The sequence below is a fragment of the Paraburkholderia azotifigens genome (genome assembly GCF_007995085.1).
Taxonomy (GTDB): domain Bacteria; phylum Pseudomonadota; class Gammaproteobacteria; order Burkholderiales; family Burkholderiaceae; genus Paraburkholderia; species Paraburkholderia azotifigens.
In genome coordinates, this window is record NZ_VOQS01000001.1 from 2,673,476 (window position 1) to 2,691,831 (window position 18,356).

The window sequence follows — 18,356 nt, forward strand, 5'->3', positions numbered from 1 at the left end:
CACAGTGAACCGCTCACTCTATATCGCCGCCACCGGCATGAATGCGCAGCAGGCGCAGATGGACACGATCTCGAACAACCTGGCCAACGTCAGCACGAACGGCTTCAAGGGTTCGCGCGCCGTGTTCGAAGACCTGCTGTATCAGACGATCCGTCAGCCGGGCGCGAACTCGACGCAGCAGACGGAACTGCCGTCGGGCATTCAGCTCGGCACGGGCGTGCAGCAGGTCGCGACCGAGCGTCTGTACACGCAGGGCAACCTGCAGCAGACGGGCAACTCGAAGGACGTCGCGATCAACGGTCAGGGCTTCTTCCAGGTGCAGATGCCGGACGGCACGACCGCCTACACCCGCGACGGCTCGTTCCAGACCAACTCGCAAGGCCAGCTCGTCACCTCGAGCGGCTATCAGGTGCTGCCCGCCATCACGATCCCGCAGAACGCGACGTCGCTCACGATCGGCAGCGACGGCGTGGTGTCGGTGACGACGGCAGGCTCGACGGCGACGACGCAGATCGGCTCGCTCCAGATCGCCACGTTCATCAACCCGACGGGTCTCGATGCCAAGGGTGAAAACCTGTTCGCGGAAACGACTTCGTCGGGCACGCCGAACGTCGCGACGCCAGGTCTGAACGGCGCGGGCACGCTGAATCAGGGTTATGTCGAAGCATCGAACGTGAACGTCGTGCAGGAACTGGTGAACATGATCCAGACCCAACGCGCCTACGAAATCAACAGCAAGGCCGTGACCACTTCCGACCAGATGCTGCAGACGCTCAGCCAGATGCCGGTTTAAGGCTGATAGTCAGATAGTCGGAAACACTTAGGCGGTAATCAAGATGTCGCATTTCACTCGTACCCAGGTCTCTCTGCACGGCGCGCGAGCAGCTTCGATGCTCGCCTGCGCCGGCGTGCTCGCAGCCGCGCTCGGCGGCTGTGCGCTCGTGCCGAGGCAGCCGATCACCCAGCAACCGATGACGGCCGTGCCGCCGCCGCCGCCGTCGCTGCAGACGCCCGGTTCGATCTACAACCCGGGGTACGCTGGCCGTCCGCTGTTCGAAGACCAGCGGCCGCGCAATGTCGGCGACATCCTGACCATCGTCATTTCCGAAAACATCAACGCGACGAAGTCGTCGGGCGCAAACACGAACCGCAATGGCGAAACCAAGTTCGGCGTGCCGACGGCGGGCTTCCTGGGCGGTCTGTTCGGCAAGGTGAATCTCGACGCGACGGGCGCCAACACGTTCAAGGCGACGGGCGGCGCCAACGCATCGAACACGTTCAGCGGCGTGATCACCGTCACGGTGATCGGCGTGCAGCCGAACGGCAATCTGCTCGTGAGCGGCGAAAAGCAGATGCTGATCAACCAGGGCAACGAGTTCGTGCGTTTCTCGGGTGTCGTCAATCCGAACACGATCAGCAGCCTGAACTCGGTGTACTCGACCCAGGTCGCGGACGCGAAGATCGAATACTCCGCCAAGGGCTATATCAACGAAGCCCAGGACATGAGCTGGCTGCAACGCTTCTTCCTTAACGTCGCGCCGTTCTGATCATGCGTAACACTTCCTTCTCCCGCCTCGTTTCCGGTTTCGCCGCGCGCGCGTTCGCCGTGGTTGCGCTCGCATGCGCCGCGCTGCCCGTCACGGCGCCTGTCGCTCACGCCGAGCGCCTGAAAGACCTCGTGCAGATCCAGGGGGTGCGCGACAACCCGCTGATCGGTTACGGCCTGGTCGTCGGTCTCGACGGCACGGGCGACCAGACCACGCAGACGCCGTTCACGACGCAGACGCTCGCGAACATGCTCGCGAATCTCGGCATCTCGATCAACAACCAGCAGGCCGGTTCGAACTCCAGCAACAATTCGCTCTCCAGCATGCAGCTGAAGAACGTCGCGGCCGTGATGGTGACGGCGTCGCTGCCCGCATTCGCGCGTCCGGGCGAAGCCCTCGACGTGACGGTGTCGTCGCTCGGCAATGCGAAGAGCCTGCGCGGCGGCACGCTGCTGCTCACGCCGCTCAAGGGCGCGGACGGCCAGGTGTATGCGCTTGCCCAGGGCAACATGGCCGTCGGCGGCGCGGGTGCCAGCGCGAACGGCAGCAAGGTGCAGGTGAACCAGCTTGCGGCGGGCCGCATCACGGGCGGCGCGATCGTCGAGCGCTCGGTGCCGACAACGATCTCGCAAGCAGGCACGATGCAGCTCGAACTGAACGACATGGACTACGACACGACGCAGCGCGTGACGTCGGCGATCAACAACGCGTTCGGCTTCGGCACCGCGATGGCGCTCGACGGCCGCACGATCCAGCTGCGCGCGCCCGCCGATCCGGCGCAACAGGTGCAGTTCATGGCGCAGTTGCAGAACCTCGACGTGAAGCCGGGCCAGGCCGCCGCGAAGGTGATCCTGAACGCGCGCACGGGTTCGATCGTGATGAATCAGATGGTGACGCTGCAGAATTGCGCCGTCGCGCACGGCAATCTTTCGGTGATCGTCAATACGCAGCCGGTGGTGAGCCAGCCGGGCGCGTTCTCGAACGGCCAGACGGTGGTTGCGCAGCAGTCGCAAATCGCGTTGAAGCAGGACAACGGCGCGCTCAAGATGGTGAGCGCGGGCGCCAATCTCGCCGAAGTCGTGAAGGCGCTGAACGCGCTCGGCGCGACGCCCGCGGATCTGATGTCGATCCTCCAGGCCATGAAGGCAGCGGGTGCGCTGCGAGCCGATCTCGAGATCATCTAAGGAACAACGGGAATGAACTCCGACACGACGCGCAACGCCGCGAATGACCTGACCAACCGCTTCGCGCTCGATACGCAGGGCTTCGACGCGATGCGCGCCCAGGCGGCTGCGAATCCGCGCGAGGCGATGAAGTCGGCTGCGAAGCAGTTCGACGCCGTCTTCACGCAGATGATGCTGAAGAGCATGCGCGATGCGACGCCGCAAGACGGCCCGTTCGATTCGCACGATTCAGCGACGTTCACGTCGATGATGGACCAGCAGCTGTCGCAGCAGATGTCGTCGAAGGGCATCGGCGTCGCCGACGCGATGCTCAAGCAATTGATGCGCAACTCCGGCGTGTCCGCCGACGATTCGAACGCGGGCAACAACGTCGCGCTCAACGCGCTCGCGAAGGCGTATGCGAATCCGGCGAGCAACGGCGCGCTGAAGATGGGCCGCGGCTATACGGCGAACAGCGCGCTGACGCCGCCCGTACGTGGCGACGGCTCGTCGGACAAGGTCGATGCGTTCGTCGACAAGCTGGCGGCTCCCGCGCAGGCCGCGAGCGCCGCGACGGGCATTCCGGCGCGCTTCATCATCGGCCAGGCCGCGCTCGAATCGGGCTGGGGCAAGCGCGAGATCAAGAAGTCGGACGGCTCGACGAGCCACAACATCTTCGGCATCAAGGCGACCGACGACTGGAACGGCAAGACCGTCGCGACGGTCACGACCGAGTACGTCAACGGCCGGCCGCAGCGCGTGGTCGAGAAATTCCGCGCGTACGATTCGTACGAGGAAGCGATGACGGACTACGCGAGCTTCCTGAAGTCGAATCCGCGTTACGCGCAGGTGATCAATTCGTCGCGCGACGTGAACGGTTTTGCGCAGGGCATGCAGCGCGCCGGTTACGCGACCGATCCGCACTACGCGAAGAAGCTCATTTCGATCATGCAGAAGATGGTGTGACGGTTGCCGTTGCGGCGGACTTGAGTTTGCCGCAACGCGCCGTCAGGCAGCCATTCTTTCGACAGCAGCAAACCGGCGCTGCGCCGCGTCGCAGAGCTCGACGGACGGGCCGGCCGCTTCGGCGGTTGGGCCGGGCCGCTTTCCCTTCTCTTCAGTCTTTTCCGATTTCTCGCTGCGCCAGCGGTTTCGCGTATCCTGTCTTCGTTGCGGTGTCAAACGTTTGCGAAAAATATTTCGTAAAACCGGGCTAAACTTTGACCCGACGCTGCCGCTAAACAGACAGACCCGATACCGGAATGCCGTAGAAAAGTCCGGTCCCACGCGTGTTTCGCGCCTCATGCAGGCCGGGCTGAGACCTGGCCGCGCGTGTTTGCGCGACGTGCCCGCAAGAACGAAGAGAAATTGGCAAGGCCATGAATACCACCCAGTCGAATGGTGATAACCGCGAGACGGAAGGCGTCGACTTCGGCCGCCGCAATCCGCTAGAGATCGGCGTGCAACTGCGCAATCTGCTCAATCGCGGCGATTTTCTGACCGTGCAGTACAGGGGCGGCCAGCTCGTGACGAAGATCCTCGAAGTGGACGTGCGCGAGCGCACTTTCACGTTCGACTGGGGCGCGCTCGCCGAGCAGAACCGCGGCCTGCTGTCTTCGCCGGAAGGGCATTTCCACGCGACGCCTGATGGTGTGCGCGTGCATTTCGTCACCAATACGCCGCGCGAAACGACGTTCGAGGGCCGGCCGTCGTTCGAAGCCGATTTCCCTGAAGTGCTCTACTACGTGCAGCGCCGCGAGTATTTTCGCGTCGATGCGCCGCTGCTCGATCCGTACATTTGCCGCGGCCGGCTGCCGGATGGCGAGGGTTTTCGCTTCGAGGTGCAGGATCTGTCGCTGGGCGGCATCGCGATGCGCACGAGCGACGTGCGCGTGACGTCGCTAGAGCAGGGCGTGCAGCTGATCGATACCGAGGTGACGCTCGGTGCGCTTGGAACTTTGCAGCTCGACCTGGAGTTGATGTCGAATCGGATCATCGATCTGCCTAATGGGACGCAGCGTTACACGCTGGGGTTTCGGTTCTTGTCCCTGCCGGGGAATGCTGAGAATACGCTTCAGCGGTTGATTACTCAGCTTGAAATGAAGCGGCGCTCGTTGGCGCGCGTTTAGCCCGTTTTTTTTGTCTGCGACGCTAGTCGCTATTTTTGGTTTTTTGGTTTTGGGTTTATTCGCTGGCATCCGCGAATTCGTATCGGTGCTTCTTGCGTTGCCCCTGTGCGGGGCGGCACCTACTTTTCTTTGCAGCGGTGTACAGACTGGAGACATGGTTGACACATGTACGGGGACATCGTTGACACCTGATGGTCAGGGTTTGGGTGCCTTCAGGTCAAGTCTTGCGACCCGCTGATGGGCGAACCACAGCTCGATCACCCCGTCTTCGTTCTCGCTCGGACGGGCTGCCACCTGCAGCCCCTTGAGCGCGATTGAGAGCTTCAGTCTTTGACCACGCAGGCGCACCACGCCGCTTGCATTGACCCGCAAGACTTCATCACGGGAGTCGTAGTCGGGCTCAGGCAGCCGGTCGGGCATCGTGCGCAGGCTGCACGCATAGCGTGTGATGGGCGTGGCCATCCCCAGTGCCTCGTGCGGACGTTCGACGTTGTACACATGCCGCCAGCGATCCAGTGCCTGCTGCATGTGCTCGTGCGTGCTGAAGGCCTGCCGGTCCAGCACTTCGGCCTTCAAGGTGCGGTGAAACCGTTCGTCCTTGCCATTGGTCTGCGGATGGTACGGCCGGCTGTAGCTCACCTGGATGCCCAGCCGGATCAGCCAGACCGCGAGCTCGGTGAGTTGCCCCGGCGCGCTGGGCGAGCCCCACGGCGCACCGTTGTCGGTATTGATGCGCGCAGGCAGCCCGTAGCAGCGGAACGCGCGCTCAAGCGCGGCCTGCACGACCTGCGTGGTGGTGCGCGAGCAGGCGCTCAGTACGATGTTATAGCGCGAGTGATCGTCGATAACCGTCAGCGGCATGCAGCGCCCGCACGTCAGAGTCTGGACGTCGCCCTTGAAGTCCATCTGCCACAGCAGATTCGGATGCTCGTGCTCGAAGCGCTGCCAGTGCTGGCGCTGGCGCGACGCCTGCTCGTCGATGAGCCCGTGGCGCCGCAGGATCTCGGTGATCGTGGCGGGCGCGGGCACCTCTGTCTTGCCCAGATCCCTCAGGCGCCGTTCGATCTTGCGTCCGCCCCAGCCATGCACGCGGCGCAGTTCCAGCACCTGCGCTTCGATGTGTTCGGGTGAGCGCAGGGGGCTGTGGTGCGGGCGGCGGGAACGGTCGGCCAACCCGCCGGCGCCTTCGGTCCTGTGGCGACCGAGCCACTTGTAACCAGTCTGGCGGCTGATCCGGTAGCGCCGGCACAGTTCGCTGAATGAAAGAGCCTGTGTGGCGGCCAGGCTGACGAATTCTTCGCGGAGATTCATGGTGTTTTTTACTTCCCAGGGCATAGTCGGAATTCGAGCGTTTGATTGCCCGAAAGTGTCAACCATGTCCCTGTACACCTGTCAGCTATGTCTCCAGTCTGTACACAGCGGCAAAGAAAAGTAGGCAAAAGAAAGCCGCTCACCCCGCCAGTTCTTGTGTTCGCCTGCGGGCCCCCCACGGGTCCCGCACTCCACACGGCATCACAAGCTACTCAATGCCCGTTGCCAGCGCTCCTGGATTCGCATCCCCCACTTCACACTCCCACGTCACGGGCTGCGTTAGCAGAAGTCCACGGCCGCCCAGGTGGCAAACTGTGTGTAGGCCGTCGCGACGCAAGTGCACCACTCCGGACTGAAAAGCGGGATCGGTGTCGTAGGAGCGCCAACGCGTAAGGCGCGACAAGCTACACACAGTTTGCCACCTGGGCGGCACAGACGATGCGCTACCGTTGGCTGCGCTACGGGCAACTGGAGAGGGTGATGCGCCTGTCAAAAGCGCTGGCAACACGCGTGAAATAACGTGTTGCCGTCTGGAGTACGGGACCCGTTGGGGGCCCGCAGGCAATGACTAGCACTGGCGGGGTTAGCCCGCTTTCTTTGCTTACTTTCTTTGCGGCGGCAAAGAAAGTAAGTGCCGCCCCGCACAGGGGCAACGCTAATAAACCAGAAGCAAACGCGGATGCCAGCGAAAAGAAAAAAGACATAAAAAGCACAACCCGCACAGCAACGTGCAAAAGCACAACCACAAAGGCGAAGCCTGCGCCGCAAAGGCAAAAAACCCCATTCCCGCCCTCAATGTTCTGCCCATCAGGCCGATATACAAAGTGTTCGGTCAACCTGGCAGTGCTCACGCGCTGCCCCTTACGCCGTCTTTCAGGATGACGCATGTCCAGTAACCTCTTTAGCATCGGCCTTAGTGGACTCAACGCAGCCCAGTGGGGGCTGACGACTACGGGTCAGAACATCAGCAACCAGGCGACGCCCGGCTATTCCGTCGAGCGTCCTGTCTACGCGGAGTCGAGCGGACAGTACACGGGCTCCGGCTATCTCGGCAGCGGCGTGTCGACGACGACCGTCCAGCGCCAATACAGCCAGTACCTGACGACCGAGCTCAACAACGCCCAGTCGCAGTCGGGCTCGCTCAACACGTACTACAACCTGATCGCGCAGCTCAACAACATGGTCGGCAATCCGACCACAGGTATTTCGAGCGCGATTACGAGCTACTTCACCGGGATGCAGAACGTCGCGAACGATGCGTCGAATCCCGCGATGCGCCAAAGCGCCATCAGCAACGCGCAATCGTTGGCGGACCAGATCAACGCAGCAGGCGATCAGTACGACCAGCTGCGCGCGAGCGTCAACACGCAGATCGGCGATACCGTCAAACAGATCAACACGTATAGCGCGCAAATCGCCCAGCTGAACTCGCAGATCCAGTCGCTCAGCGCGCAAGGCCAGCCGCCCAACCAGCTGCTCGACCAGCGCGATCTCGCCGTGTCGAATCTGTCGCAACTGGTCGGCGTGCAGGTCGTGCAAGGCGATAGCGGCTACAGCGTGTTCATGGGCAACGGCCAGCCGCTCGTGGTCGCCGACAAGAGCTTCAATCTCACGACGGTCACGTCGCCTGCCGATCCGACGGAAACGTCCGTTGCCTACGCAGGTCTGTCGAGCCTTGCCGGAACGACGACGCCGCAAATCCTGCCCGACAGCGCGCCGCTGGGAGGACAGATCGGTGGGCTGATGACGTTCCGCAGCCAGACGCTCGATCCCGCCGAAGCGCAACTCGGCGCGATCGCAACGAGCTTCGCCGCGCAGGTCAACGCGCAGAACGCGCTCGGTATCGACCTGAACGGCAACAAGGGCGGCGCGCTCTTCACGGTCGGCAATCCGACCGTCTACGCGAATGCCAACAACACGGGCGGCGCGACGCTGGGCGTCACGCTGTCGAATCCGTCGCAGCCGGTGTCGGGCGATTACTCGCTCTCGTACGACGGCACGAACTACACGCTGACGAATCGCGATACGGGTCAGGTGGTCGGCCAGGCGGCGAACCTGACAAATCCGATCGGCGGGATGCAGTTCAACCTGACGGGCACGATGAACGCAGGCGATTCGTTCACCGTCGAGCCGACGCGCGGCGCGCTCAATGGTTTTGCGCTGACGACGAGCGACGGCTCGGCGATCGCGGCGTCGTCGCCTGTTCTGGTGTCGGCGGGCACGGCGAACACGGGCACGTCGACGGTGACGCAAGGCACGGTGTCGGCGGGCTACACGCTGCCGAGCACCTCGACGACGCTCACGTACAACTCGACGACGGGTTCGCTGACGGGCTTCCCGGTCGGCTCGACCGTGACGATCGACGGCACGCCGCCGACCAGCTACAACATCACGGCCGCCAACACGCCCGTGCCGTACAACGCGGCCAAGGGCGCGTCGATGACGATTACGGGCACGACGATCAACAACGTGTCGCTGCAGATCACGGGCTCGCCCGCGAACGGCGACACTTTCACGATCTCGCCGAACACGGCGGGCGGCAAGGACGGCCGCAACGCACAGCTGATCTCGAATCTGGTGACGGCGAAGTCGATGGGCAACGGCACGCTGACGCTGACCGACTCGTATGCGAACTACGTGAACGACATCGGCAACCAGACGAACCAGGTGCAGACGTCGAACAAGGCGCAGTCGGCGCTCGTCACGCAGATCACGACGGCGCAGCAGGCGATTTCCGGCGTGAACATCAACGAGGAAGCCGCGAACCTGCTGCAATACCAGCAGCTGTATCAGGCGAACAGCAAGGTCATCCAGACGGCACAGACGCTGTTCCAGACGATCCTCGGCATCTTCAATTGAGGCGTTGAACGCATATGCGCATCTCTACTTCGCAATATTTCGGCATGAACGTCCAGACGATGGACGATCAGCAATCGACGCTGGCGCAGCTGTATCAGCAGCTGGCGAGCGGCGTGAGCCTCGCGACGCCGTCGGACAATCCCGTCGGTGCGGCGCAGGCCGTGCAGCTCAGCATGCAGGGCGCGGCGCTGTCGCAGTACTCGAGCAACCAGAACACGGCGCTCCAGGCGCTGCAATCGGAAGACGGCTCGCTGTCCAGCGTCAACAACGTGCTGACGACGATCAACACGCTGCTCGTGCGCGCCGGCGACGGCTCGCTGAACGACGGCGACCGCGGTGATATCGCGACGCAGCTGCAGGGCATCCGCTCGCAGCTGATGGGTCTTGCGAACGGCACGGACGGCTCGGGCAACTACCTGTACGCCGGCTATCAGGCTTCGACGCCGCCGTTCTCGGTCGATCCGAGCGGCGCCGTCCAGTACAACGGCGACGACGGCATCCAGCACGTGCAGGTGACGGGCACGCGCAACATCGCGATCGGCGATACGGGCCGCGACGTGTTCCTGGGCATTTCGCCGGCGGGCAGCTCGCCCGTGACGGCGGGCAATTCGGCGAACACGGGTTCGGGCACGATCGGCAACGTGTCGGTGAGCAATCCGACCGATCCGACGAACCAGGACAAGTACACGATCAACTTCACGTCGGCGACGACGTACACGATTACGGACGTCACGGCGTCGACGACGAGCGCGCCGCAGACGTACGCAGCGGGCCAGGCGATCACGCTCGGCGGCGGCGGCCAGAATGTGACGATTTCGGGTGCGCCGAATGCGGGCGATTCGTTCTCGGTGACGCCGGCGGCGCAATCGAGCACCGACGTGTTCGCGAATCTCGACAGCGTGATTGCCGCGCTGCAGACACCCGTCTCGGGCACGGGCGGCCAGGCGAACCTGACGAATGCGCTGGGCACGGCGATGACGCAGCTGCATAACACGATGAACAACGTGACGTCGATTCAGACGTCCGTGGGCGGACGTGAGCAGGAGATCGAGGCGCTCCAGACTGTCACGCAGACGAATTCTCTGCAGACCAGCAGTAATCTTGCTGATCTGACGCAGACCGATCTGACTTCTGTCATCTCGAAGTACACGATGACGCAGTTCTCCTTGCAGGCTGCGCAGCAAGGCTTTTCCATGATTCAGAAGCTTTCGTTGTTTGACTATATCGGGAATTGATTCCCGAAGTTTTTTTTTGCGGTTTTACGGCGCCTGGCTCTTTTTTCGAGGGTTGGGCGTTTTGCTTTGGTGCGGGTTGCCTTCGCCGGGCGAGATGGCTTTAGCGCTGGCATCCGCGGTTTGCTTCTGGTTTATTAGCGTTGCCCCTGTGCGGGGCGGCACTTACTTTCTTTGCCGCCGCAAAGAAAGTAAGCAAAGAAAGCGGGCTAACCCCGCCAGTGCTAGTCATTGCCTGCGGGCCCCCAACGGGTCCCGTACTCCAGACGGCAACACGTTATTTCACGCGTGTTGCCAGCGCATTTGACAGGCGCATCACCCTCTCCAGTTGCCCGTAGCGCAGCCAACGGTAGCGCATCGTCTGTGCCGCCCAGGTGGCAAACTGTGTGTAGCTTGTCGCGCCTTACGCGTTGGCGCTCCTACGACACCGATCCCGCTTTTCAGTCCGGAGTGGTGCACTTGCGTCGCGACGGCCTACACACAGTTTGCCACCTGGGCGGCCGTGGACTTCCTGGTAACGCAGTACGTGACGCGGGAGTGTGAAGTGGGAGATGCGAATCCAGGAGCGCTGGCAACGGGCATTGGGTAACGTGATGCCGCGTGGAGTGCGGGACCCGCTGGGGGCCCGCAGGCAGGAAGAAGAATTGGCGGTGTGAGCGGCTTTCTTTTGCCTACTTTTCTTTGCCGCTGCAAAGAAAAGTAGGTGTGCCCCGCACAGGGGCAACGCCTGAAGTACCGATACGATAACGCGGATGCCAAGCAGCAATAAAAACACTCACCGAAGACCAGCAGCAACGCGAGCCATCTGATCGATACCACTTTCAAAGACCCGAGCGAAGAAGGGCATCATATTCGGCAGCATAAGCTGAATCAAAAGCAAACCGGTGATGACGGTAACAGGCAGTCCAACCTGGAAAACACCGACCTGCGGCGCAGCGCGATTAAGAATCCCAAGCGCGAGGTTAGTGATAAGAAGCGCGGTGACGATAGGCAAGGACAACAGCAGGCCAGCGCTGATAACAGTGCTCCCCCATCCAGCAAGCACGCGCCAGCCATTAGCTCCAAGCACATTGGCAGACACAGGCAGCGCCTGAAAAGTCTGAATGAGAGCAGACAGCATCTGCAGGTGCCCATCAAACGCGAGAAAAGTCAGAATCGCGATCATGTACACATAGCGTGACATGACATCGGTCGAGCCCGCGGCATGCGGATCGAAGAACGTGGCGAATCCGAGGCCCATGCTCATGCCCATGATGTCGCCCGCAGCCTGCACCGCACCGAACACCAGCTGCATCGTGAAGCCGAGCGCCGCGCCGATCAGAAACTGGTTCACGATGATCCACACACCCTGCGCGGAAAACACCGTGACCTGCGGCAACGCGCCGATAGTAGGCGCGACGATCAGCGTGACGAAACCGGCGAGACCGATCTTCACGCGATTGGGCAGCGACTTGTCGCCGAAAGCAGGCGCCGTCGCCAGCAACGCGAGAATCCGCACGAACGGCCACAGGAACGCGGTGAGCCAGACGTTCAGCTGTTCGTAGGTGACGGAAAACATCGCGCGTCGAAAGAAAGAAGAAAAGCGGAAGGGAAAAGCTCAGCCCGCGAGCGTCGGAATGCTCGTGAACATGTGGCGCATGTAGTCGAGCATCTTGGCGAGCATCCACGGACCGATCAGCACCAGCGTCACGGCAATCGCGAACAGCTTCGGAATGAACGACAGCGTGGCTTCGTTGATCTGCGTCGCGGCCTGGAACAGGCTCACGATCAGACCCACGACGAGCCCCACGAACAGCGGCGGCGCGGCCAGCAGCAATGCGATGTACATCGCTTCGTGCGCAAGGGTGGTGACGGTTTCCGGCGTCATGGCGTAATTCTCCCTACGATGCTGGACTTAAACGAAGCTCTGCGCGAGCGAACCGACGATCAGCTGCCAGCCGTCGACCAGCACGAACAGCATCAGCTTGAAGGGCAGCGAAATGGTCGCGGGCGAAATCATCATCATGCCCATCGACATCAGCACGCTCGCTACCACCATGTCAATGATCACAAACGGAATGAACACGGTGAAGCCGATCTGGAAGCCAGTCTTCAGCTCGCTCGTCACGAACGACGGCACCAGCAGCGACAGCGGCACGTCTTCCGGGCCCTGCATCGGCGCGGCGTGCGAAATGCGCGCGAACAGCGCGAGATCGCTTTCGCGTGTCTGCTTCAGCATGAACGCCTTGAACGGCGCGACGCCGCGCTTCACCGCTTCGTCCATCTGGATCGTGCCTTCGGAGAAGGGCTTGTAACCATCGTTATACGCCTTGTCGAGCACGGGCGACATCACGAACAGCGTAAGGAACAGCGCGAGTCCGACCAGCACCTGGTTGGGCGGCGTGGTCGGCGTGCCGATCGCCTGACGCAGCAGCGACAGCACGATGATGATGCGCGTGAAGCTCGTCATCATCAGCACCATTGCTGGCAGGAACGACAGCATCGTGAGCAGCAGCATCGTCTGCACGCTCAGCGAGTATGTCGTGCCGCCATTCGGGCCCGGGCTCGTGTTGAATGCGGGCAGGCCGGCCGCCTGCGCATGCGAGAGCGTCGGCATGACGAGCATCAACGCGGGTACGGCGAGCGGCGCGGCAATCGCGACACCCTTCAGGATGCGCTTCTTCATCGAAACGGAAGTTTTCGTAGAGGCATGAGACAGGGCGTGGGAAATCACAGCGCCACCGCGCTGCGCGTCAGATCGGTCGTACTGCATTACTGTTCTCCGCTGTCGCGTCGCTGGAAACGTTTGGCCGCTTCGTGTTTGAGCGCGTCGCGAAAGCGTTGTCCGAAGGTGCCGCTCAATTCGACGGGGCCGCCGGCAGGATTGGCGCCGGGTGTGCCGGGCGCCGTGGGCGTGCCGGTGAAGGAAGAGGCGCCCTTGGTCGAGCCAGCGGGCATCGTATGTAACAGGCGCACGTTGCCGGGCGCTGCGCCCAGCACGAGCCACGTGTCGCCGACTTCGACGACGGCCACGCGTTCCTTGCCGCCGAGCGACGTGCCGCCGATCGTCTTCACGACCCCGCCACGATGGCCGGGCTGCAAACCGAAGCGGCGCGCAAGCCAGGCAAAGCCGAACACGAGGCCGATCACGACGGCGAGGCCGACGATCGTCTGCAGCACGGCGCCGACGCCGAGCGCCGGTACCGCCGTCCCCGCGCCGACGCCCGAGGCGATCTTCGCGGCATTGTTGACGGCATTCATGTCGGCGGCGTGCGCAAGATTTGCGCACAGTGCGAACGCAGTGGTCGACACTGCATGCGCGACCGTCGACATGACACGGGCGCGTCGCGGAAGCGGCTGGCCGCTCCCGTGAATCGCGGCCCGAAGTACAGCGTATTTCATCGGTTCAGTTTCCGGATGCGCTCGGACGGCGTGATGATGTCGGTCAGACGGATACCGAACTTGTCGTTCACGACGACCACTTCGCCTTGTGCAATCAGGCAGCCGTTCACGAGCACGTCCATCGGCTCGCCGGCGAGACCATCCAGCTCGACGACGGAACCCTGCGCAAGCTGCAGCAGATTGCGGATAGCAATTTTCGTGCGGCCCAGTTCGACCGTCATCTGAACAGGGATGTCCAGAATCATGTCGATGTCGTTGCGCGTCGTGGCCGGCTCGACCTTCGACAGCGGCTGGAACACGCCCGCCGTGCTTGCGCTGACGGCCGAGTTGTCGTTCTGTTCGGCGAGCGCGCTCGCCCAATCGTCGAGCGCTGCTTCGTCGGCGCCTGAGCCAGGCATGGGATCATTCACTTTCGATTCTTCCGGCATGTCCATTTCGGGTGTCGAGTTCAACTCAGTCATATCCCGCTTCCTTCATCTGTTCCGCTGCGCTGATCATCTTCTGCACGCGCAATGCGTATTGACCATTGAAAATTCCGTAGCCGCATTCCATCACGGGCACGCCATCGACTTTCGCGGTGATGTGCTCCGGAATGTTGATGGGCAGCACGTCGCCCGCCTTCATGTTGAGAATCTCCTGGAATGTCACGGGGATCTGCGCGAGATCCGCCGTCAGTTCCACTTCGGCTGCCTGCACCTGCTGCGACAGCACGCGCACCCAGCGGCGGTCCACTTCGAGCGCTTCGCCCTGGATCGGCGAAGAGAGCACGTCGCGGATCGGCTCGATCATCGAGTACGGCATGCAGATATGCAGCGTGCCGCCCGTCGGGCCGAATTCGATCGAGAACTGCGTGACGATCACGATTTCGTTCGGCGTTGCAACGTTTGCGAACTGCGTGTGCATCTCCGAACGCACGTATTCGAACGACAGCGGACGCACGCTCTTCCATGCCGTCGTGTAGTGCTCGAACACGAGGCCGAGCAGCTTGCTGATGATGCGCTGCTCGGTCTGCGTGAAGTCGCGGCCTTCGACGCGCGTATGGAAACGCCCGTCGCCGCCGAACAGGTTGTCGACCACGAAGAACACGAGGTTCGGATCGAACACGAACAGCGACGTGCCGCGCAGAGGCTTCACGTGGACGAGGTTCAGGTTCGTCGGGATCGGCAGGTTGCGCGTGAATTCGCTGTACTTCTGCACCTTCACCGGGCCGACGGAAATTTCCGCCGTGCGCCGCATGAAGTTGAAAATGCCGACGCGCAACAGTCGCGCGAAACGGTCGTTGATGATTTCGAGGCCGGGCATCCGGCCGCGAACGATGCGCTCCTGCGTCGCGATGTTGTACGGGCGGACGCCGGCACGATCGGACTGGTCGGATTGCGAGTCGGACTCGCCGGTGACGCCCTTGAGAAGGGCATCGACCTCCTCCTGGGACATGAACTCTTCGTGGCCCATTCCTATTCCTCGTGCGTCCCTTCGATGGCGGGGTTCAAGATCAAATCAGTGAGCGCAAGGCGCGGTTACTGGACGACGAATTCGGTGAACAGCACGTCGGAGACGTGCACCGGTTGACCGTTGGCCTCAGTCGGCTCTTCGATCAGCTTTTCGAGTTCCGTAGCGAGTGCTTTCTTGCCGTCGAGCGTCGCGAGTTCCTCGGGATGCTTGTTCGACAGCGCGAGCAGCACGCGGCTGCGGATCTCAGGCATGTGCTCGGTCAAATGTTCCTGCACCTTCTGGTCGGTCAGCTTCAGCGTCAGACCGATGCGCAGATAGTGCTGCTGGCCGTCGTCCGACTGCAGGTTCACCGTCATCGATTCGAGCGGGAAGAAGATGGGCGCGGGGGCGGGAGCGGGCGCAGCAGCCGTCGCGGCGGCGGGCGCGCGCTTCGACATGAAGAACCAGACGCCTGCACCGGCTGCGCCGGCCGCGACCAGTACGATCAGCAGGATCAACACAATGCGCTTGACGAGGCCCGGGGAAGAGGGCTTCGCAGTTGCTTGCTGGTTTGCGGTCGTGGATGCCATGGAATTGATTGCCTCAATGCTGTAGGTGAATTTTCAGGTTTCTTGCGATGCAGCGATGGGTCGAAAAGAAGGGAAATTCAGGTTTAGCTCGTTTATTTGCCTGCCGGGGCGGGTTTGTTTTGTCTGGCTTACGCTGGCATCCGCGATGCGTTTTCGCTTTTCACGCGTTGCCCCTGTGCGGGGCGGCAGTTACTTTCTTTGCCGCGGCAAAGAAAGTAACCAAAGAAAGCCGCTTCAAAACTCCGGTGCCCGCCAGCACACCGCCGCGGCATGCCGCAGTCGAGCTATCGCGCCGCGCCGCGAAGACCCTGTAGAAAGCCCGCAGTCAACCGTGCACGGCGCGAAAACACCACACAACTTTGAAGCACATACCGCCGCAAAACCAGGCCGACCCATGTGCCCTAATCAGGTGTAATTTTTCACGCCGCGCGCGCCTGATTTCGGGCTTTCTACGGAGTGTTCGCGTTGCGGCGCGACAGCTCGACTGCGGCATGCCGTAGTGCGAACCTGGCAGGGACCGGAGTTTTGAAGCCGCTTTCTTTGGTTACTTTCTTTGCGGCGGCAAAGAAAGTAACTGCCGCCCCGCACAGGGGCAACGCTAATAAACCAAACCCATAGAGCGGATGCCCGCAGAAGCAACAACGCACCGATGGGCCATGCGCCCAGCATCAAAGATCAGGCAAACGTATCGACAAGCCCAACCGTGCGCCGCACGGGCACCCGCACCGTCGTCGCGCCAGCGTCCGCGACATCGACACCCACATCACCGCGGCCCCCGCCGCCGCGCCCGCTACGAGAGCCGCCGCTCTGGTCCTGGCTCTGCTGGCTGGTTTGCCGGGCAAAACCGTCGCTGACGCTCGCGCTTCCCAACCCGATGCCGCCTTGTTCCATCGCTTCGCGCAGTTTCGGCAGCGCGGCTTCGACCGCGTCGCGCACCTGCTGATGCTGCGAAACAAAAAGGGCATGTGCATGGTTATCGGCAACCTGGAGGACGACCTGTAGCGGGCCGAGGTCGCGCGGGTTGAGCGTGAGTTCCGCTGTCTGCTGATGCGCGTTGGTGAGGAACACGACCTTCTGGCTGAAGGCGTCTTCCCAGTCGTGTGCGCCCACTTGCGGTGCGATCGCGTTGGCCATCGCGGCTGTTGCCGGATTGGAGACCTGCGTCGCGGCCGTCGTCGCGCTCGCGGCAGCCGCCGCCGATGCAGCCTGGGTCGCGGCAAGCGCGGCGTTGGTGTCGGCAGTGGCGGCGGGCGCGGGCGCTGTCTGCGCGGCATTCGCGCCCGCAGCGGCTGCGGCCAGCGTTTCTGCCGGGCTCGGCTGCGCGGCTGCGCCAGCGGCAGGCGTGGTGGCTGCAGCGGCGTTCGCCGTCGATGCATCGCCCTTCGCGGCGTGCAGGTCGCCAAGCGTCAGGCCCTTGCCCGCGCCCGCGCTGCGGCCGCCGAGCGTCGCGTCATCGGTGACGGCCGCGCCGCTCGAACTCGCCGATGCCGTCGCGGCCGCTGCGGGCGCCACGCCCTGGCCGCTCGCCAGTGCGGCGAAGGCAGCCTGCAACGCGTCTTGCGTCTGTTTCGGATCGAGCGATGCGATTTTCTTCGACGGCGTCTGGATCACGGGCGTGGTCGTGTTGCCGACCACATCGGCCGGAGCCGGTGTGCCGGACTGCGTCGTTGCATTCGCGGCGTCGGCGGCATCGCTTGCCTGGGCTTGCGCCTGTGCGGCGGCAGCGGCTGCCGCTGCGGCGGCTGCCGTCTCAGCGGCGGCGGCGCCCTTGGTCGGCGCGGCGTCGTTTGGCTTCGAAGCCGTATCGGTCTTGTCCTTGCCGCTCGTGCCGTTCGCACTGTCGGCGCCGTTCGCCGCGCCGCTTTGCTGCGTGCTGTCGCTCTGGCTCGCGGACTTCGTGCTGTCGGTGCTGTTCGAGCTGTCCGAGGCGCTCGTGCTGTTCGACGAATCGTCGGCGGGCGGTGCGTCGTGCACGCTCGAACCGTTCGATGCCGATGCCGATGCCGACGCCGATGGCGACGGCGTCGGCGCAGGCGTGCTCGGTGCGGGCGCGGCGGCCTGATTCTGCGCGTTGATGCTTTGCTGCAGCGTGGCTGAGAACGGCAGCGCGCTGCCGGCGCTCGCGCCGTTCGACGAACTGCTGCCCGATGAGCCGCCCGTCGAGCCAAGCAGCGAGTTGATCAGTGAAAGAGGCGACATGCTGGATCTCGTGTGGTCGTGTCAGTCCCGATGCGCGCCGCATCGTGTGCGGCAGGCGGCGTGGTCACGCGCCTTCTGCGCGCATCCGGAGAATTCGTGCGCCGAATTCGTCGGCGTCCCGTTGATCGCGGCGCGCCGCGACCTTGGCTTCGGCGGCGATGCCGCGTGCTTCCAGTACTTCGTAAGAGCCGAGCTTCTGCTTGCTGCGCTGCCATTCCGGCTTGGCCGCTTCGACGCGCGCCTCCGCCGTGGCCAGCAACTGGCGCTGCTGGTCGATGGCGGCGTCGAGCGTATCGATGAACGCCTGAAAGTTGCGCATGTTGCCGGCAGGCATGCCCGCCTTGGCCGTTTCGGTGAAGCGGCGGTGATATTCGTCGCGGTACGCGACGAGCGAGTTCAGCTGCGCTTCGACTTCGTTGCGCTCGCGCTGCACGCGGCCGAGCTTGCGCGCGGCGGCGTCGACGTCGTCCTGCGCGAGGCCAATCAGCGTCTTGATCGGGAAGTGCTTGCTCAT

The 18,356-nt window shown here is 63.0% G+C and carries 17 protein-coding genes; 7 read left to right on the forward strand and 10 right to left on the reverse strand.

Features of this window, described 5'->3' with window-relative positions; translation table 11 throughout:
• The first annotated feature begins 4 nt into the window (after nucleotides 1-4).
• From flgG to FRZ40_RS11885, 5 genes are all read left to right on the forward strand, one after another.
• Nucleotides 5-793 carry a flagellar basal-body rod protein FlgG gene (gene flgG, locus FRZ40_RS11865; protein WP_012402302.1) on the forward strand — a complete coding sequence of 263 codons (789 nt, stop codon included), beginning with the start codon at nucleotides 5-7 and terminating at the stop codon, nucleotides 791-793.
• 43 nt (nucleotides 794-836) lie between these two features.
• Entirely contained in the window at nucleotides 837-1,547 is a 711-nt protein-coding gene (flgH, locus tag FRZ40_RS11870; protein WP_147234218.1) for a flagellar basal body L-ring protein FlgH, read from the forward strand.
• A gap of 2 nt (nucleotides 1,548-1,549) precedes the next feature.
• Nucleotides 1,550-2,731, forward strand: coding sequence for a flagellar basal body P-ring protein FlgI (locus FRZ40_RS11875; RefSeq protein ID WP_028371113.1), 1,182 nt, complete (start codon nucleotides 1,550-1,552; stop codon nucleotides 2,729-2,731).
• A gap of 12 nt (nucleotides 2,732-2,743) precedes the next feature.
• On the forward strand, nucleotides 2,744-3,676 hold the full coding sequence (flgJ, locus tag FRZ40_RS11880; RefSeq protein ID WP_028371114.1) for a flagellar assembly peptidoglycan hydrolase FlgJ: 933 nt from the start codon (nucleotides 2,744-2,746) through the stop codon (nucleotides 3,674-3,676).
• A gap of 413 nt (nucleotides 3,677-4,089) precedes the next feature.
• Nucleotides 4,090-4,839 (forward strand): flagellar brake protein, encoded by a 750-nt coding sequence (locus FRZ40_RS11885; RefSeq protein WP_028371115.1) that lies wholly within the window; start codon nucleotides 4,090-4,092, stop codon nucleotides 4,837-4,839.
• Nucleotides 4,840-5,034: 195 nt separating this feature from the next.
• On the opposite strand, the gene FRZ40_RS11890 is transcribed toward FRZ40_RS11885, so the two are convergent.
• Nucleotides 5,035-6,174, reverse strand: coding sequence for an IS481 family transposase (locus tag FRZ40_RS11890; RefSeq protein ID WP_147234817.1), 1,140 nt, complete (start codon nucleotides 6,172-6,174; stop codon nucleotides 5,035-5,037).
• An 861-nt stretch (nucleotides 6,175-7,035) separates the two neighbouring features.
• Here FRZ40_RS11890 and flgK point away from each other — a divergent pair.
• The gene (flgK, locus tag FRZ40_RS11900) at nucleotides 7,036-9,009 is read left to right on the forward strand and encodes a flagellar hook-associated protein FlgK (protein ID WP_147234220.1); all 1,974 of its coding nucleotides are present in this window, start codon (nucleotides 7,036-7,038) and stop codon (nucleotides 9,007-9,009) included.
• Between the two features lie 14 nt (nucleotides 9,010-9,023).
• Nucleotides 9,024-10,244: a flagellar hook-associated protein FlgL gene (gene flgL, locus FRZ40_RS11905; protein ID WP_147234221.1), complete on the forward strand. Its 1,221-nt coding sequence runs from the start codon at nucleotides 9,024-9,026 to the stop codon at nucleotides 10,242-10,244.
• A 772-nt stretch (nucleotides 10,245-11,016) separates the two neighbouring features.
• Here the strand turns inward: flgL and fliR are convergent.
• From fliR to fliJ, 9 genes are all read right to left on the reverse strand, one after another.
• On the reverse strand, nucleotides 11,017-11,799 hold the full coding sequence (gene fliR, locus FRZ40_RS11910) for a flagellar biosynthetic protein FliR (RefSeq protein WP_028367374.1): 783 nt from the start codon (nucleotides 11,797-11,799) through the stop codon (nucleotides 11,017-11,019).
• Nucleotides 11,800-11,838: 39 nt separating this feature from the next.
• Entirely contained in the window at nucleotides 11,839-12,108 is a 270-nt protein-coding gene (gene fliQ, locus FRZ40_RS11915; protein ID WP_012402292.1) for a flagellar biosynthesis protein FliQ, read from the reverse strand.
• 27 nt (nucleotides 12,109-12,135) lie between these two features.
• A complete protein-coding gene (fliP, locus tag FRZ40_RS11920; protein ID WP_028367375.1) occupies nucleotides 12,136-12,993 on the reverse strand; it encodes a flagellar type III secretion system pore protein FliP in 858 nt (285 codons plus the stop codon).
• Complete coding sequence (gene fliO / locus FRZ40_RS11925) at nucleotides 12,993-13,622, reverse strand: flagellar biosynthetic protein FliO (protein ID WP_147234222.1); 630 nt, start codon at nucleotides 13,620-13,622, stop codon at nucleotides 12,993-12,995. Before fliO ends, fliP begins: the two co-directional genes overlap by 1 nt.
• Nucleotides 13,619-14,083: a flagellar motor switch protein FliN gene (gene fliN, locus FRZ40_RS11930; RefSeq protein ID WP_028367377.1), complete on the reverse strand. Its 465-nt coding sequence runs from the start codon at nucleotides 14,081-14,083 to the stop codon at nucleotides 13,619-13,621. The genes fliO and fliN overlap by 4 nt, the downstream gene beginning before the upstream one ends.
• Nucleotides 14,076-15,074: a flagellar motor switch protein FliM gene (gene fliM, locus FRZ40_RS11935; RefSeq protein WP_028367378.1), complete on the reverse strand. Its 999-nt coding sequence runs from the start codon at nucleotides 15,072-15,074 to the stop codon at nucleotides 14,076-14,078. Before fliM ends, fliN begins: the two co-directional genes overlap by 8 nt.
• A gap of 65 nt (nucleotides 15,075-15,139) precedes the next feature.
• Entirely contained in the window at nucleotides 15,140-15,643 is a 504-nt protein-coding gene (gene fliL, locus FRZ40_RS11940) for a flagellar basal body-associated protein FliL (protein WP_028367379.1), read from the reverse strand.
• Between the two features lie 675 nt (nucleotides 15,644-16,318).
• The gene (locus FRZ40_RS11945) at nucleotides 16,319-17,842 is read right to left on the reverse strand and encodes a flagellar hook-length control protein FliK (protein ID WP_147234223.1); all 1,524 of its coding nucleotides are present in this window, start codon (nucleotides 17,840-17,842) and stop codon (nucleotides 16,319-16,321) included.
• 64 nt (nucleotides 17,843-17,906) lie between these two features.
• A complete protein-coding gene (gene fliJ / locus FRZ40_RS11950) occupies nucleotides 17,907-18,356 on the reverse strand; it encodes a flagellar export protein FliJ (protein WP_028367381.1) in 450 nt (149 codons plus the stop codon).

Bases quoted from the DNA above. Each gene is read 5' to 3' on its own strand.
- flgJ (WP_028371114.1), top strand. From the start codon at position 2,744: ATGAACTCCGACACGACGCGCAACGCCGCGAATGACCTGACCAACCGC.
- flgH (WP_147234218.1), top strand. From the start codon at position 837: ATGTCGCATTTCACTCGTACCCAGGTCTCTCTGCACGGCGCGCGAGCA.
- fliM (WP_028367378.1), bottom strand. From the start codon at position 15,074: ATGGGCCACGAAGAGTTCATGTCCCAGGAGGAGGTCGATGCCCTTCTC.
- FRZ40_RS11945 (WP_147234223.1), bottom strand. From the start codon at position 17,842: ATGTCGCCTCTTTCACTGATCAACTCGCTGCTTGGCTCGACGGGCGGC.
- FRZ40_RS11875 (WP_028371113.1), top strand. From the start codon at position 1,550: ATGCGTAACACTTCCTTCTCCCGCCTCGTTTCCGGTTTCGCCGCGCGC.
- flgK (WP_147234220.1), top strand. From the start codon at position 7,036: ATGTCCAGTAACCTCTTTAGCATCGGCCTTAGTGGACTCAACGCAGCC.
- fliO (WP_147234222.1), bottom strand. From the start codon at position 13,622: ATGAAATACGCTGTACTTCGGGCCGCGATTCACGGGAGCGGCCAGCCG.
- fliN (WP_028367377.1), bottom strand. From the start codon at position 14,083: ATGACTGAGTTGAACTCGACACCCGAAATGGACATGCCGGAAGAATCG.
- fliL (WP_028367379.1), bottom strand. From the start codon at position 15,643: ATGGCATCCACGACCGCAAACCAGCAAGCAACTGCGAAGCCCTCTTCC.
- flgL (WP_147234221.1), top strand. From the start codon at position 9,024: ATGCGCATCTCTACTTCGCAATATTTCGGCATGAACGTCCAGACGATG.
- fliP (WP_028367375.1), bottom strand. From the start codon at position 12,993: ATGCAGTACGACCGATCTGACGCGCAGCGCGGTGGCGCTGTGATTTCC.
- FRZ40_RS11885 (WP_028371115.1), top strand. From the start codon at position 4,090: ATGAATACCACCCAGTCGAATGGTGATAACCGCGAGACGGAAGGCGTC.
- FRZ40_RS11890 (WP_147234817.1), bottom strand. From the start codon at position 6,174: ATGCCCTGGGAAGTAAAAAACACCATGAATCTCCGCGAAGAATTCGTC.
- fliQ (WP_012402292.1), bottom strand. From the start codon at position 12,108: ATGACGCCGGAAACCGTCACCACCCTTGCGCACGAAGCGATGTACATC.
- fliR (WP_028367374.1), bottom strand. From the start codon at position 11,799: ATGTTTTCCGTCACCTACGAACAGCTGAACGTCTGGCTCACCGCGTTC.
- fliJ (WP_028367381.1), bottom strand. From the start codon at position 18,356: ATGAGCAAGCACTTCCCGATCAAGACGCTGATTGGCCTCGCGCAGGAC.